This window comes from Psychromonas saccharinae (assembly GCF_051201515.1).
Lineage (GTDB): Bacteria > Pseudomonadota > Gammaproteobacteria > Enterobacterales > Psychromonadaceae > Psychromonas.
Map to the genome: position 1 here is coordinate 2,883,603 of NZ_CP195153.1, position 15,964 is coordinate 2,899,566.

General features: G+C 38.5%; 15 protein-coding genes. 3 read left to right on the forward strand and 12 right to left on the reverse strand.

All coding sequences use genetic code 11. The annotated features are described in order from the left end of the window. Positions 1-143 precede the first annotated feature (143 nt). From ACR30L_RS12760 to ACR30L_RS12770, 3 genes are all read left to right on the forward strand, one after another. Positions 144-1,517, forward strand: a complete 1,374-nt coding sequence (locus ACR30L_RS12760; RefSeq protein WP_435234636.1) for an alanine/glycine:cation symporter family protein — start codon at positions 144-146, stop codon at positions 1,515-1,517. 358 nt (positions 1,518-1,875) lie between these two features. Beyond that, a complete protein-coding gene (locus ACR30L_RS12765) occupies positions 1,876-3,153 on the forward strand; it encodes a YjiH family protein (RefSeq protein WP_435237907.1) in 1,278 nt (425 codons plus the stop codon). Between the two features lie 213 nt (positions 3,154-3,366). Then, positions 3,367-3,963 carry a MarC family protein gene (locus ACR30L_RS12770; RefSeq protein WP_435234637.1) on the forward strand — a complete coding sequence of 199 codons (597 nt, stop codon included), beginning with the start codon at positions 3,367-3,369 and terminating at the stop codon, positions 3,961-3,963. A gap of 44 nt (positions 3,964-4,007) precedes the next feature. Here the strand turns inward: ACR30L_RS12770 and ACR30L_RS12775 are convergent, their stop codons facing one another. The 12 genes from ACR30L_RS12775 to hscB all read right to left on the reverse strand — a co-directional run bounded on the left by ACR30L_RS12775 (position 4,008) and on the right by hscB (position 15,871). Continuing rightward, entirely contained in the window at positions 4,008-4,667 is a 660-nt protein-coding gene (locus tag ACR30L_RS12775; RefSeq protein WP_435234638.1) for a DUF2780 domain-containing protein, read from the reverse strand. A gap of 83 nt (positions 4,668-4,750) precedes the next feature. Beyond that, positions 4,751-5,518, reverse strand: coding sequence for an SDR family NAD(P)-dependent oxidoreductase (locus tag ACR30L_RS12780; protein WP_435234639.1), 768 nt, complete (start codon positions 5,516-5,518; stop codon positions 4,751-4,753). Next, positions 5,519-6,610 carry a DNA polymerase IV gene (gene dinB / locus ACR30L_RS12785; protein ID WP_435237908.1) on the reverse strand — a complete coding sequence of 364 codons (1,092 nt, stop codon included), beginning with the start codon at positions 6,608-6,610 and terminating at the stop codon, positions 5,519-5,521. It abuts the gene before it with no gap. Between the two features lie 283 nt (positions 6,611-6,893). Further along, entirely contained in the window at positions 6,894-7,352 is a 459-nt protein-coding gene (locus ACR30L_RS12790; RefSeq protein WP_435234640.1) for a tetratricopeptide repeat protein, read from the reverse strand. A gap of 13 nt (positions 7,353-7,365) precedes the next feature. Further along, the gene (gene mrcB / locus ACR30L_RS12795) at positions 7,366-9,633 is read right to left on the reverse strand and encodes a penicillin-binding protein 1B (RefSeq protein ID WP_435234641.1); all 2,268 of its coding nucleotides are present in this window, start codon (positions 9,631-9,633) and stop codon (positions 7,366-7,368) included. A gap of 331 nt (positions 9,634-9,964) precedes the next feature. After that, complete coding sequence (locus tag ACR30L_RS12800) at positions 9,965-10,732, reverse strand: class II glutamine amidotransferase (RefSeq protein WP_435234642.1); 768 nt, start codon at positions 10,730-10,732, stop codon at positions 9,965-9,967. A gap of 23 nt (positions 10,733-10,755) precedes the next feature. Then, the gene (lpcA, locus tag ACR30L_RS12805) at positions 10,756-11,331 is read right to left on the reverse strand and encodes a D-sedoheptulose 7-phosphate isomerase (protein WP_435237909.1); all 576 of its coding nucleotides are present in this window, start codon (positions 11,329-11,331) and stop codon (positions 10,756-10,758) included. A gap of 187 nt (positions 11,332-11,518) precedes the next feature. Then, positions 11,519-12,811, reverse strand: coding sequence for an aminopeptidase PepB (gene pepB / locus ACR30L_RS12810; protein WP_435234643.1), 1,293 nt, complete (start codon positions 12,809-12,811; stop codon positions 11,519-11,521). Positions 12,812-12,879: 68 nt separating this feature from the next. Next, positions 12,880-13,074 carry a Fe-S cluster assembly protein IscX gene (gene iscX / locus ACR30L_RS12815; RefSeq protein WP_435234644.1) on the reverse strand — a complete coding sequence of 65 codons (195 nt, stop codon included), beginning with the start codon at positions 13,072-13,074 and terminating at the stop codon, positions 12,880-12,882. 41 nt (positions 13,075-13,115) lie between these two features. Next, on the reverse strand, positions 13,116-13,451 hold the full coding sequence (gene fdx / locus ACR30L_RS12820; protein ID WP_435234645.1) for an ISC system 2Fe-2S type ferredoxin: 336 nt from the start codon (positions 13,449-13,451) through the stop codon (positions 13,116-13,118). A 21-nt stretch (positions 13,452-13,472) separates the two neighbouring features. Continuing rightward, positions 13,473-15,344 carry a Fe-S protein assembly chaperone HscA gene (gene hscA / locus ACR30L_RS12825; RefSeq protein WP_435234646.1) on the reverse strand — a complete coding sequence of 624 codons (1,872 nt, stop codon included), beginning with the start codon at positions 15,342-15,344 and terminating at the stop codon, positions 13,473-13,475. 20 nt (positions 15,345-15,364) lie between these two features. Continuing rightward, entirely contained in the window at positions 15,365-15,871 is a 507-nt protein-coding gene (hscB, locus tag ACR30L_RS12830) for a co-chaperone HscB (RefSeq protein WP_435234647.1), read from the reverse strand. Positions 15,872-15,964 lie beyond the last annotated feature (93 nt).

Sequence of the window (15,964 nt, forward strand, 5' to 3'; positions counted from 1 at the left end):
TAATGCACAACCATATCCGTCCATTAAAAAGATATTTAAGTATTCGGATATCACCGCTTAGCAATCAATTATGAATAATGCCATAATTCAGCGTGCCCTTCGCTCTTGTCCTTAGATAGCTACCGTTATTTTTAAGGAAAACAATGAACAACTTACAATCTTTATTACAAAGCCTAGATAGTTTTATCTGGGGACCACCCTTGCTTATTTTACTTGTCGGTACAGGTGCTTATTTCACTTTCCGTTTAGGGTTATTACAATTCCGCCATTTGCCAACGGCATTAAAGATGGTGTTTAGTAAAAGTAAAGCAGGAAGCGGCGATATCTCTAGTTTTGCTGCATTGTGTACGGCACTTTCAGCAACCATTGGAACCGGCAATATTGTAGGTGTAGCCACCGCAATCAAGTTAGGTGGTCCGGGTGCATTATTCTGGATGTGGCTTGCCGCTGTTTTCGGGATGGCAACAAAATATGCTGAATGTTTACTAGCCGTCAAATATCGCAAGGTCGATGATAAAGGCGAAATGGTTGGTGGGCCAATGTATTACCTTCGCTACGGTGTAGGTTCGAAAGTATTAGCGTCTTTATTTGCTGTATTTGCAATTGGTGTTGCCTTTTTCGGTATTGGTACCTTCCCACAGGTAAATGCTATCGTTGATGCTTCTCACCTTTCCTTTGGTATATCACGCGAGTTATCAGCAACCGTACTTACCATACTAGTCGCGATCGTTACGATTGGTGGCATAAAATCAATTGCAAAAGTAGCCGGCAAAGTTGTACCTGCAATGGCACTATTCTATATTTTAGCCTGCTTAAGTGTACTTATTACCAATTCTGAGCACCTTATCGGCGCAATTCAATTAGTGTTAACCTCTGCTTTTTCTTCAACGGCAGCAACTGGTGGCTTTCTGGGCGCGGGTATGATGCTAGCCATTCAATCGGGTATCGCACGCGGAGTTTTTTCAAATGAATCCGGCTTAGGCAGTGCGCCAATGGCCGCAGCGGCAGCAAAAACAGATTCCTGTGTTCGTCAGGGGTTAATCTCTATGACAGGAACTTTCTTTGACACGATAATTATTTGCACCATGACTGGTTTGGCGCTTATTTTAACTGGTGCATGGCAAACAGAATTAGCCGGGGCAGCCATGACAACACATGCTTTTGCGGTAGGATTAGACTCTGATACAGTTGGCCCATTATTGGTTTCTATCGGTTTAATCTTTTTTGCCTTCACCACCATTCTTGGCTGGAATTATTATGGTGAACGTTGTGTGGTTTATCTTTTTGGTACTAAAGGTATATTGACCTACAAAGTTATCTTTATTGCATTAATCGCTTCAGGTGCATTTTTACATTTAGATATGATTTGGATTATAGCTGATATTGTTAATGGATTAATGGCTATACCTAATTTGATTGGTTTAATCGCACTACGCCACGTCGTGATTGCAGAAACTAAATTATTTTTCAAGCTGAATGATGACATTGATGTCGATGGTATTCCAGCTCAAAACTAAATACATAATAGCCTTTACTATTAACCCGTAAAGGCTATTACAAATACATATTTTAAACGTTAAAATAAATTTTATTTGCCCAATTTTTATACCTTCAAATCCCATCCACATAGCAATATGACAATAACCATAAAAACAGTCAGATTATATTTACAACCTCCCCTAAAAAAAGTACTCTTGCGCACTTTCCGTTATCCAGATTTTAGTCTCTGTAACGACTCTATTTTTATACTTTTTTAAGGTGAACAATGTGACGGCGAAAACACTAGCTGAAGCAGCAACAATAACCAGAAAAAAACATTCTCTGGCAACCATTTTAACTTTTATTATCCCTTCATTAATTGGTTTACTGTTGTTTATGACGCCAATTAGCTATCAGGGAGCAATAACCATTCCTATTGCCGTTATTGCAAAGGGGTTACTCGGTGTTTTGGGTGATTCATCAACAACACTTTTACTAGCCATTGTATTATTTACCGCACTAATCACACTGTTAAATCGACTTTTAAATATTACATTTATTAATAATAATACATTTTTAACTGGCTTATTCACGGTTTCTCCAGTGTGGTTTATAACCCGTATATTAGGTGCATTGTTTATCGTGATGGCATTCTTTAATGTTGGTCCAGAAGCGATTTATTCAAGTAATACCGGTGCATTAGTATTAAATGATTTATTGCCCGTTTTGCTATGCGTATTTATCTTTGCCGGCATGTTACTGCCCTTATTGTTAAATTTTGGCTTACTTGAATTGTTTGGCACATTATTAACAAAAGTCATGCGTCCAGTCTTTAATTTACCCGGCCGCAGCGCCATTGATTGTATGGCATCTTGGTTAGGCGATGGCAGCGTAGGTATTTTATTAACCAGTAAACAATATGAATCTCGCTTCTACACTCAACGTGAAGCCGCAGTTATCGGTACGACCTTTTCTGCCGTCTCAATTACATTTTCATTAGTTGTTATTTCACAGGTTAAGCTTGAACATTTATTTGTACCATTTTATTTAGCCGTTTGTGCGGCCGGTCTTATCGCAGCGATTGTCGTTCCAAAATTGCCACCGCTTTGTTGGAAAAAAGATCATTATATTAATGGTGAAAAACGCTCAAAAGAAGATGAATTAACACCCGAAGGCCATAATGTTTTCTCATGGGGTCTGGCAAATGCGTTACATCGTGCGGATAACTCAACGGGATTTAAAGCGACTTTTATAGACGGCATTAAAAATGTAATTGATATGGTATTTGGTGTTATTCCGGTCATTATGGCGATTGGGACTATTGCATTAGTTGTAGCAGAATACACCCCTATTTTTGATTATTTAGGCTATCCATTTATTCCATTTTTAGAATTATTACATATTCCAGAAGCGACTGAAGCCTCAAAAACCATTGTCGTCGGATTTGCTGATATGTTTATCCCTTCAATTCTAGCTGCATCGATTGAGTCAGATATGACACGCTTTGTCATTGCAGCCATGTCAGTAACACAACTTATTTATATGAGTGAAGTTGGTGCATTAATGTTAGGAAGTAAAATTCCCATTAATGCCATCGAATTATTTGTTATCTTTATCTTACGCACATTAGTAACCTTGCCCGTTATTGCTGGTATTGCTCACTTGATTTTTTAAAACGATTGGTGAATTAGGTGGACATCTCCACTCGTACAAGTATATCGTCAACGTTGCGCAAGAAAAAATAAGAACAAAGCATTTGATTGAAAAATAGCTAGGTATTAACGTTGCAAACAACAACGCTAGCAATAATTTTAACAAGCAAAATTGGTTTGATATTGATGCGGATAGTTATAACTTAATTCGCAACTACTTTTATAGGAATGAGACATGGATATCTCGGTTTATTTACATGCATTAACCGCATTGTTTGTTATTATCGATCCTATTGGGGCGGCGCTAATTTTTAATTCACTGACACGTGATAGCGATGAAAGCTACCGAAAAAAAATGGCAATAAAAGCAGTAATCATTAGTGCAATCACATTGCTATTATTCGGTAATTACGGTGAAACCTTCTTTGCTCACCTTGGTATTAATATTAATTCATTACGTATATCGGGTGGTTTACTGCTTTTCTATACGGCATTCAATATGATCACCCAATCAACAACTGTATCGGCATCGGGTAAAAATCAAGATATTTCCGTATTTCCCATGTCTATCCCTCTCTTGGCAGGCCCTGGTACATTAACATTATCAATATTATTGTTTTCACATACGGACAATACGGCTGGTACTATATCGGTTTATTTAGCTATTCTTAGCACATTAATGTTAACGCTCGTATTAATGCTGTTAGCTAAATACCTGAAAAAAGTAATTGGTAAAACCGGAGACGAGATTTTAAAACGATTCCTAGGTGTGATACTTGCTGCGCTTGCTATTCAATTTATTTATGATGGCATTGTTAATATTGGGACATAAAAAAAGGCACCGAATAAAGTGCCCTTTTACTTTAACTTGTTCTATTAAAGAATAGAACTTAAGCCTTTTTGTAGCAGAGAACTAGCAGTACTATTATCACTGCTTGTAAAGTAACTAGTTGCAATACTTGCAAACTGAGAAATCATATCAGAACTTAACCCTAGTGCTTCAAATTGCTTGGTTAACGTTGCAATGGTATTAATTGATGATGCAGCACCACCCGCACTAGCCAATAAGTCAGTCACACCACTTGTGCTATCGCTAGATGTTAAAGAAGGTGCAGCTGCTAATAATGTACTCATATTAGGTACACTATCACTTAAAGAGCTGAAATCATCAGTCGATAATGAACCCTGAGCGACTTGCATCAACGATCCTAATCCACCTGTTGCTTGTGTATCCGTCACACCTAATTGAGATGTTAAAGCTGACAATAAGCTACTTGAAGTAGAGCCTGAAGTTGCAGAAGCAACGGCTGCAGTTGTTGTTGCAGTAGTCGCCGTTGATTTAACAGCATCCACAGCAGAAGTCATCTGAGATTTTGCTGCATCAGTAACAGTTTCAACTTGTGCTTCAGTCGTTGTTTTGACTTCTGCAGCTGTTGTCGTTTCTTCATCACTACCAAATAATGAGTCTAAAAAACCTGCATTTGCAACACTTGTTGCTGATACTAATACGGCTGCTGCCAATAGTTTCATTTTCATAATAATTCCTATTTCAATTTATTGTTTAACGGCGGAATAATAACAGTAAAATGTGATTTACACACTATTTCTTAATATTCTACCTATTTTTGAATGAAATAAGCAAGCTTTCGTGCTATGGAGCTTGGTAAAAATTTTGCCCCTAACACACTCATTTTATTAACAAAACCAGGAATAACGATCGCCTTATGTTGATTGGCTAAGGCATATTTAACAACCGCATGTTTATCCATCACAAAATGTTTAAATAATGGGGATTTTGGCATATTAGCCTGCTCAAAAAACTCCGTATCCGTCGGACCAGGACAAAGTGTACTGACTTTAATGCCTTGTTTTTTCAGCTCTTCATAAAGTGCTTCAGAAAAAGAAAGCACAAAAGCTTTGCTGGCATAATAAACACTCAAATTAGGCCCTGCCACAAATGCAGCAATGGACGCCACATTAATAATAAAACTACCATCATGTTTCGCTAATAATGGAATTGCAAGGTGTGATAAAGAAACCAAACTACTAATATTGACCCGTAGCATATCCATCTGGCGCGATAATGCGATGTCTGAAAATTGCCCACGCTGACCAAAGCCGGCATTATTAATAACCCCATTTAACGGCAATCCTTGGCTGTTTATATAATCCATTATTTGTTGTCCGCTGGATGCATCGTTTAAGTCAACGCACAGGCAAAACACACGGACATTCGCATGCTTTTTGATTATATCGCGCTGAATATATTGCAACCTTTCTAAACGACGTGCAACTAGCAAAAGAGAATTCCCCTGCGCCGCTAATTGAAAAGCAAATTCTTCGCCTAGACCTGAGCTTGCTCCCGTAATAAGTATGAGCTTTTCCATTTAATAAAAACCTTTTTCGATAAAACTTAATTGTACTGCAGTTTGCTCATGCTTAATTTTATTTTCGAGTCCCACTGACACACCAATTAATCGAATATGTTTACCTTGATGTTGTTGCAATAGATGATGCAATAAAATAGAAAGAAGTGAAAGCGATACCCTTGTTGATTTTCGCTCCGTGGTTTTTTGAGTAAAATCTGAAAATTTCAATTTAACACCAACCCGTATAATCGACTTTTGATCTAATACTTTTACTAACCGTCTTTCCAATTCATTAAATAAGCCAGTCAACTTTTCAAGGCATTGTATTTCACTATGCAAATTCTGCCCAAAGGTATGCTCAACAGCTAATGACTTTCTTTCTCGATTTGGTTCCACACAGCGATTATCAATCCCCTGACTAAAGGCAATCAATCGCGCGCCCTGCTTACCAAATTCGGACAATAATAAGGTAGGTTGATATTGTTGAATATCTAAACAGGTAAATAACCCTCGTTGCGCTAACTTTTCCTGGGTAACTTTCCCGACACCGGGAATCTTTTTTAGGGGTAAGGTTTTAATAAACGCATCGACCTGCTCTGGCACAATCACACATTGACCATTAGGCTTATTTTCATCGGACGCAATTTTGGCAAGAAATTTACAGGGAGCAATACCTGCCGAGGCGGTTAAAGCGAGTTCTTCAAAAATAACTCGCCGAATATCCTGCGCAATATAAGTAGCCGAGCCTTTAAACAACGTACAATCGGTAACATCTAAATAGGCTTCATCAAGGGATAACGGTTCAACTAAATCCGTATAACGAAAAAAAATTTCTCGAATTTTCTTCGAGATTTCAACATAAACGGGCATTCGGCCCGCGACTAGAACTAGGTCTGGGCATAATTGTTTGGCTTGAAAGGTCGGCATAGCGGAATGTAAACCGTATTCACGGGCAATATAGTTACAGGTAGACAGTACCCCTCGATGCTCACTTTTTCCACCAATGGCAAGTGGCACATGACACAGTGCAGGATTATCTCGCATTTCGACCGACGCAAAGAACGAGTCCATGTCGATATGGATTATTTTACGTTGTTTTACCGCTGCCAGATCAGACAAATTAATCACCTGTTTATATAGACAGTCTTTATTTTCTGTTATTTTGCAAATGATGTCTAGTCATGAAGAGGATTGAAGTGATATTCATTAAGAAGGCTACGTATAAAAATCAATTATAATAAGGCTAACATGCTGTATTATATTGAAATTTCATTTAACAAACAGATAGTTATATTTATAAAACAGTCTTTATTTCTGATGGAGATCTTATTAGTGTTTAACTTTATAAGTAAAAATTAAAAGCAATCTAACAATAAGATTGCTTTTTTATACATTATTTTGTTGATATTTTTTGTAACAATGCATTTGCTTGCTTAGATAATACTTCATCAGCACCTAAGCTAATTGATTTTTCAGCCAATGAACTTGCCTGTGGGTATTGTCCCTGTTGATAACGTAATTCTGCTAAACGAAAGTAACTTTCAGGATAACGAGGTGCAATACGAATCGCACGTTCTAACGAACCTTCTGCGCCCAGCTGATCTCCACTTTTAAGTTGCTGCTGAGCACGATCTAACAAGGAGTGCACCACAATATTTGCTTGCACAGCTTTATCTACCGGTGCTTCTTTCATACCTTCAGAGGGATCTTTTATGTCCTTTGGCTGCGTAATCAAATCCTTGACTTCAGGCGTTTGCTTATTACCTGATTTAGACCCCGTTGGTGAAATAGTTGTACATGCCACCAAAAAATACGGGACACAAAATAGCGTTACCTTTTTTAATGTATTCATTATCTTCTCTCATTTATTCCAATAACTCATGGAACCAATTTAAAACTTTATCAACACCATGTAGACATTTTATTTCCTGCAAAGGTTCTGAACCCTGTGCAAATGGTAAAGGGATCGCATTACTACAGGTATCTTGACTTCCAACACCACTCTCACCATCTACCCAGCTTATGGTGATATTCTTAGGCGGGATATTTTGTAAGGGTAATTGTGAACGTTGTTTAAAAATATCAGCCCAAACGCGTAATGCACCACTAGATCCGGTCAATCCACTCGACTCATTATCATCTCGTCCCATCCAAACAACGGCTTGTAAATCACCAGAAAAGCCCGCAAACCAGCTATCGCGTAAATTATTGCTCGTCCCCGTCTTGCCTGCAACCGCAAAGTTGGGAATCAACCATTGCAATGCTTTTCCTGTTCCTTCATGTGTAACAGCTTGTAGAGCATAACGTAAAAGATAAATTGTCGCTGCATCAAATCGTTTTTCAATTGCCAATGGGTAATGTTTTAATTGTTTGCCACTCGGGTCAATCACCGCACTTATTGCTTGTAATGGCGTATAAAAACCATCTGCAGATAAGGTTTGATACATTTGTGCAACTTCAAGTGGGCTCATTCCTACTGCACCTAACGTAATCGCAGGTAATTCAGGAATATTTTCAGTAACACCTAATCGATGGATAGTATTTACAACATTGTCTAATCCAATTTGATTACCTAGTCGTGCCGTTGCTTGATTATAAGAATGCGCTAATGCACGATAAAGCATAACTTGACCATGATCTTTACGATCATAATTTTTAGGAGACCAAACATCACCGTTAGGTAATTTTTGCTGGTAACTATCGTCATTTAATAACGTCGCAAGTGTAAATTGCTGCGATTTTTCTAATGCGGATAAATAAACGGCGGGTTTAATTAAAGAACCAACCTGTCTGCGAGAATCAATCGCACGATTAAATCCAGCGTAACGTGCATCGGCTCCACCCACAATAGCCAGTACCGCCCCAGTATTTGGACGAGTGATAACGGCAGCACCTTGAAGTGGGACCGTTGTTTTACCGGAGGTATGTTTTTTAATCGCTGCGGTTAAACTTTCTTCTGCAGTTGATTGAACAAGTGGATCGAAATGCGTAAAAATAGAAAGACCGTCTGAGCTCAAGGATTCTGCGTCATAATCACGTTGTAACTGACGACGAACTAAATCTAAATAAGCAGGGTAACGTTTACCGCCACTTACAGAATGTTCCCCCACCGTTAAGGGTTGTGCTTTTGCTAGCATTGCCTGATTTTCATCTAAACTTTTCTCACGAACCGCAATATCAAGCACTAAATTACGACGCAATAAAACACGTTCAGGATTTCGCCAAGGATTGTAATAGCTTGCACCGCGCACTAAAGCAACTAAGAGCGCTTGTTGTGAGATGGATAAATCTGCGAGAGGTTTATTAAAGTAGTATTGACTCGCTAACCCAAATCCATGAATAGCACGAGGGCCATCCTGTCCTAAATAAACTTCGTTAATATAGCTTTCTAGTATCTCTTGCTTAGTAAAATGTACTTCTAATAACACCGCCATAACTGCCTCCTGTGCCTTTCGCCACAGGGTACGTTCAGAACTCAAATAATAATTTTTAATTAATTGCTGGGTCAACGTAGAAGCACCTTGAACAATCCCGCCTTGCTTAATATTCGCAATTGCAGCACGCGCAATACCACGAAATGAAATACCGTAATGCTGATAGAAGTTATTATCTTCAACGGCAACTAGCATATCTTGTAGTGTCTGAGGAACTTCGGATAATTGGACCAGTAAACGATCTTCATTATGCGAAGGATAAATTCCGCCAATGACAACTGGCTCTAGGCGTATTAAAAAAGCACTATCGTCACTACTTAAATCACTAACTGTTCCTTTATTAAAGGTCAGTTTAATTTTTCGAGCAGGTTCAATCTCATCACTAAATTGAAATTCTGGGGTGTAGACCGTCACCGAATTACCAATTACCGCAGCCTGTTTAGGTTGAGAGACCTGTTTAACAAATTGATATCCCAATAATTGTAATTCCGTTTTTAAATCATCCTGAGATAATACAGCGCCTTGATATAATTCAAGAGGACGCGCATAAACAGTTGAAGGTATAGACCATTTTTTATCCGTAAACGTATGGCGAATAACATTATCTAAATAAAGTGTGGCTGCAATCCCTAACACAACCAATAACAACAGCACTTTTATCCATAACTTCCCAATCCATTTACCAATAAAATTAAACACTATTTTCTCCAACTCATTAATAATACCAATCGTAATAATTAGCTGATCTATTTTGCTGGTTAAAATAGTTTATTTCTTTGTTGAAAGTTTCGTTAAGGGAAAAACCATTAAAGAATTAATGTCTTTATATTAATTCTCACGTTAGAGGATTCACTTGTTAATCTCTCGGTAGTGGCAACTTTCGCCTCAAACTAAACCATTTTCCAGCTCAAAATTTAGATCACATATTTAATACAATTGGTATAATTTAGCCACCTACAGACGGTAAATGACTCAACATATAAATGCAAAATGCCTATAACCATTTAAGTAACTGCGACATCACAAGGAATTACAGGACCCGTTCACCAAAATGAAATACACAACATTCACCTTCATGCATTTTGTTCCACTGTTCATTTTTAGTAAGGGGTCGGGTGGCAATCACGGTAACCACATCGGTATCGGAGGTTTCTTTTTTAAAATCGACGGTCATATCTTCATCAATAAGTTGCGCCTCTCCAAAGGGAGCACGTCGCGTTAACCAATGGAGATTATTGGTGCAGTAACACACAAGATATTCGCCATCTGTTAGTAACATATTAAAAACGCCCATTTCACGCAGTGTATCAGCGTAACCGGCGATTTCCTTAAACATGCCAATAATATCTGTTGGTTCCGTCTTATGATTTTGATAAAGCTTATCAATAATCCAACAAAAAGCGCGCTCACTGTCTGTTTGGCCAATTGGATGAGCTCTTCCCATGGGTAAACGTTCATAGCCAGTTAATTGACCATTATGAGCATACGTCCAATTTTTTCCCCATAATTCTCTGGTAAAAGGATGGGTATTTTCTAAGCTGACATCGCCTCTATTGGCTTGGCGAATATGACTAATAACAGACTTACTTTTAATTGGATAGTTTTTTACTAGTTCAGCGACCTTGGAATGGCAACTCGGTTCAGGATCTTTAAAATCACGACAACCCTTTCCTTCATAGAAAGTAATTCCCCAACCATCTTTATGCGGCCCTGTATCACCACCACGTTTAACTAATTCACTGAAACTAAAACAAATATCAGTCGGGACATTGGCACTCATGCCAAGCAATTCACACATTTTTACAATAACCTTTAAAGGAATTAAGCCATTTTCTGTTCAATCAAGTAAATCAAAATATGTATAATTTTTATATGTACTTCTTGAATACGATCTGCAAAACCAAAATGCGGTACTCGAATTTCCACATCCGCTAATCCCGCCATTTTACCACCGTCTTTACCGGTTAAAGCAATCACCGAAATACCTTTTGATTTTGCAGTGTTTATTGCTTCCAAAATATTCGCCGAATTACCGCTTGTTGACAGGCAAAACAGTACATCACCAGCACGCCCAACGCCTTCTAAGTAACGGGAGAATACAAAATTATAGCCATAATCATTACTCACGCAGGATAAATGGCTTGGATCAGAAATAGCAATGGCAGGATAGGCAGGACGATGTTCTCTGTATCGGCCCGTCAGTTCTTCAGCAAAATGCATTGCATCACAATGAGATCCGCCATTCCCACAAGCAAGTACTTTACCTTCTTGCTTAAAGGACGCAGCAAGTAAATCGGCAGCATCTTCGATATGTTGTAAATTCTCAGGATCGGCAATAAATGCCTTAAGCACTTTTTCAGCTTCTAATAATTCATCTTTAATTATTGCTAAATTCATCATATTTATACCTATTATTCTTCAATATGCACCATGTAAATAGTCTCTTTATCATTAACATTTACATTCATCTCACGCTCAAATGCGTCTATCTTACACGCTTAATCAAACGACGATAGCCTATAACACTCAAGCGTGTTAACAACATCAATAAAACACTCGCTTCGACTAGCACGATTGATCAATATTAATTCAATAGAATATGACTGATAGTGCGTACACCGTGCCCTTTTGCACCCGTTGCCCACAATCCATTACCGTTTGGTTGGTAGCTACCTGATAAATCAAAATGCAGCCAATTCGTTTCTGGTTTTTGAATAAATTTAGCTAAGAATGCTGCAGCTGTCGATGCGCCTGCCATTCCTTCTCCACTATGAATATTCGCGATATCGGCAAAGGAAGAACCAATTTGATCAAGGTGGAAATCAGCAAAAGGCAAACGCCATAACATTTCGTTAACTTGCTTCGCAGATTGCTCTGCTTGTAAAGAAAATGAATTATCCATACTCAGTAGCGCATTGTACTCACGACCAACGGCAGCTTTTGCGGCACCCGTCAATGTTGCAGCATCGATAATAAACTTAGGCGAACTTTCCTGTGCAGCAATAAGACCATCTGCTAATACTAATCGTCCCTCGGCATCGCTATTCAAAACTTCAACCGTTACGCCATTTTTATAGGTGATAACATCCCCTAGTTTCAGGGCATTACCACTGATCAAGTTATCAGCACAGCAGAGATATAATTTAACCCGTTTATTAAGACCATTAGAAATTGCCAATGCCAACGCGCCAGCTAGCGTCGCGGCTCCGCCCATATCACTTTTCATCGTCGCCATTGAACTACTTGGTTTTAAACTATAACCACCAGAATCAAAAGTGATCCCTTTTCCGACTAATGCATAATCGACAGGGGCTTCGTCGTCACCGGTTGGATTATAATCAATAATCAGCATACAGGGTGGTCTTCCACTACCTTTACCTACGTGATAAATCCCTTGGAAATTGTAACGAAGTAGCGCCTCGCCCGAACGAATTTTATAATGGACATCGGCTTGTTCAGGTTTTACATCTTGAATTAATGTAAATGCATCTTCACAAAGCTTTTCTGGAGACAATGCATCTGGTCCGAGATTAATCATTTCTCGCACCCATTCTATAATGCGTTTTTGCTCTTTTAAGCCTTTCAATTCAGCATCATTAATTTCAGAAAAATCAATATCGGCGCCATTTTTTGCATTATAAAATCCCTGCGAAAATGCCCAACATAATTCACTATTCCATTCATCCCCTTGCAATTTCACTTGTGTAATCGCCATTGAATCTAACTTACGCGCCGCTTGTTGAACTTGGCGAAATTGCGAAGTTTTTTTACCTAAGTGAATAACAGCTTGGCCTTCTAAAAAGCTCAATAGTGCATTTTTACCCCAAGCTTCAGAAGCAGGGTCAAAGCTTAAGGAAACGGTAAAAGGATTACTCATAGTTATACCTATTATTTTTATAGAAACAAAAACGCAAGCCGAAGCTTGCGTTTAGCATTATGGTTTACTCACATTTCAGAGATCCAGCATTGCTGTACCGCATCTAATTTGCGTCCACTACAATGAATAGGATCGTCATCAAAACCATCCAACCACGCATTTTTTCGATCTAAATGAGTCAAATTAAAAGGCGTTGGATCTTGTTGAAAATATTTACCTAATAAAACTAAAGTAAAGTCAAGAATGTTTAATAATGTAAACATGGCATATTCTCTATATTTAGCTTTATTCTCAATTGATAAGTTTAATTCTCAGACACAATATTAACGGTGTATTTAGGAATTTCAACGACTAAATCTTGATCGGCAACACAAGCCTGACAACCTAAACGTGATTCGGGTTCAAGCCCCCATGCTTTATCTAGCATATCATCTTCTAATTCGTCACTTTCTTCAAGTGAATCAAAGCCTTCTCGAACGACTACATGACAAGTTGTACATGCACATGATTTCTCACAAGCATGCTCAATGTCAATATTATTTTTCAATGCAACGTCTAAAATACTTTCTCCTGGTTTAGCATCAACCACTAAACCATCGGGACACAGCTCTTCATTGGGTAAAAATATTATTTTTGGCATAACTGACACACCTTTCTATTGTTAAATTTCATCGACCGAATGCCCCGTTAGTGCTTGTTTAATTGATTCATCCATTCGTAATGATGCGTAGTTAGCCGTTAAGTTATCAAAGGATTTTAATGCGGCTTTAATCGCCTCTACATCGTTTTGTTCACTAATTTGCAGGAGTGTATCAATATTTTCATTAATATTCTTATATTCAGTAACTGAAAGTAATGCTTTACCATCTTTATTTAAAGCTGCAATGACGTTTTCAACCACGCGTTTAACTTCAACTTTCTGTTCTATCAACATGCGTGCTTCGATATCCTGTTGTGCAAATATTGCCGAGTCTGACAGCATTTCCATTACCTGATTATCACTTAACCCATAGGAAGGCTTAACCTCAATTTGAGCCTGTACACCCGATGACTTTTCCATTGCACTCACACTCAAGAGGCCATCGGCATCAACCTGAAAAGTAACACGAATATGTGCAGCCCCAGCGGCCATTGGTGGAATATCGGTTAAGACAAATTTAGCCAGTGAGCGACAATCCGATACTAACTCTCGCTCTCCCTGCAACACATGAATCAGCATTGCTGTTTGCCCATCTTTAAAGGTGGTAAACTCCTGAGCTCGTGCAACTGGAATAGTCGTATTACGAGGAATCACTTTTTCAACCAATTCGCCCATGGTTTCTAATCCTAAGGATAACGGTAAAACATCGAGTAATAACATCTCTGAATCGGGTTTATTGCCGACAAGAATGTCAGCCTGAATCGCAGCGCCAATTGCGACGACTTTGTCAGGATCAATACGAGTCAATAATTCTCGCTTAAAATATTCACTGACTTTTTCACGTACTAATGGAACTCGTGTTGAACCACCGACCATCACCACTTGAGTTAATTCATCCAATGATATTTGTGCATCACGAACGCAACGCTTGCAAACTCGGATAGTTTTATTTATCAAAGATTGGATTAAGGTTTTAAAGATTTTTTTATCTAAAATACCCGTCCAATCAACATGGCTTAATGTAATCTCGACCTGACTTTGATTACTTAAGGCTTGTTTTGCATGCCGCGCCACCTGTAATAATTCCTGTTGTAACTCAGGTGAAATAATATTATTGATATTGGCTTCCGATTTAATCCAATTAACGATGGCGAAATCAAAATCATCACCACCCAATGCAGAATCCCCTCCCGTTGCCAATACTTCGAAAACACCTTTATTTAATCGTAAAATAGAAATATCAAAGGTGCCTCCACCTAAGTCATACACAGCAATAATGCCTTCTTGGCCTGAATCTAAGCCGTAGGCAATGGCCGCAGCAGTTGGTTCATTTAATAATCGTAAAACATGCAGTCCGGCTAAGCGTGCGGCGTCTTTAGTACCTTGACGTTGTGCATCATCAAAATAGGCAGGAACAGTAATCACCACGCCGTCAGGTTCTCCTTGAAGGGATTCAATGGCACGTTGATTTAATGTTTTAAGAATTTCACTGGCAACTTGGATGGCATTCACAACGCCATTACGCGTTTCAATTTGAACCAGCCCGCTTTGGTGTTCGCTAAACCGATAAGGCAGATAGGTTGTATCAACATCTTGTATTGCACGTCCTATTAAACGTTTAATAGAAACAAGCGTATTTAAAGGATCGGTTAATAAAAACTGCTGTGCATCATGACCAACACTGATTGCAACGTCTCCTGCTTCATTAACGCCACCGTAATGCACAACGGAAGGCAACATATCCTGTTGTTGATGGTCAACCAAGGTTATCGCTTCACCACTTCGCACACTTGCAACCAATGAGTTAGTTGTGCCTAAATCAATACCAATTGCTAATTTATGTTGATGAGGTGCAGCAGACAAACCCGGTTCTGCAATTTGAAGTAATGCCATTAAATATGTTCCTAATTATTTTAATCGAATAATTTTTCTTCAAGCAATGCAAGCTCTTCTTGCAACTTAAACATAAACTTTAACTTGCGAATACTGTCAGCGCTACCGGCTAAATTATCAATACCAAGTTGTTCTGCTAACAATGCTTCAAGTTCACCTACCTGCTCACTCAGAACATTAGAAAATGCACTTAATTGGTCTTCATCATCCTCAGTAAAATTTTCCAGTTTTTCACGCCATTGCATTTGTTGAATGAGAAAATCCGTATCCTGCAAGGTATTCTGTAACGCAATATCATATCCTGACAACGCGAGTAAATATTCAGCACGTAAACAACTATTTTTTAATGTTTGATAAGCATCGTTTATTTCCGTGCTTTTTTGCATTGCAACAAGTCGCTCAGCATCCGAGTGCATCACAAAATTATCGGGGTGAAATTGTTGCTGAAGTTCGCGATATGTAGAAGATAAATTGGTTTGGTCGACGGAAAACATAACAGGAATAGAGAATAATTCGAAGTAATTCAAAACAGTTTCCTAATTGAAAAATGAAAAACACCTTTATCTTAATAAATTAAATAATAAAGGTGTCATTATTAGGGGAATGATATAGATGTTTAA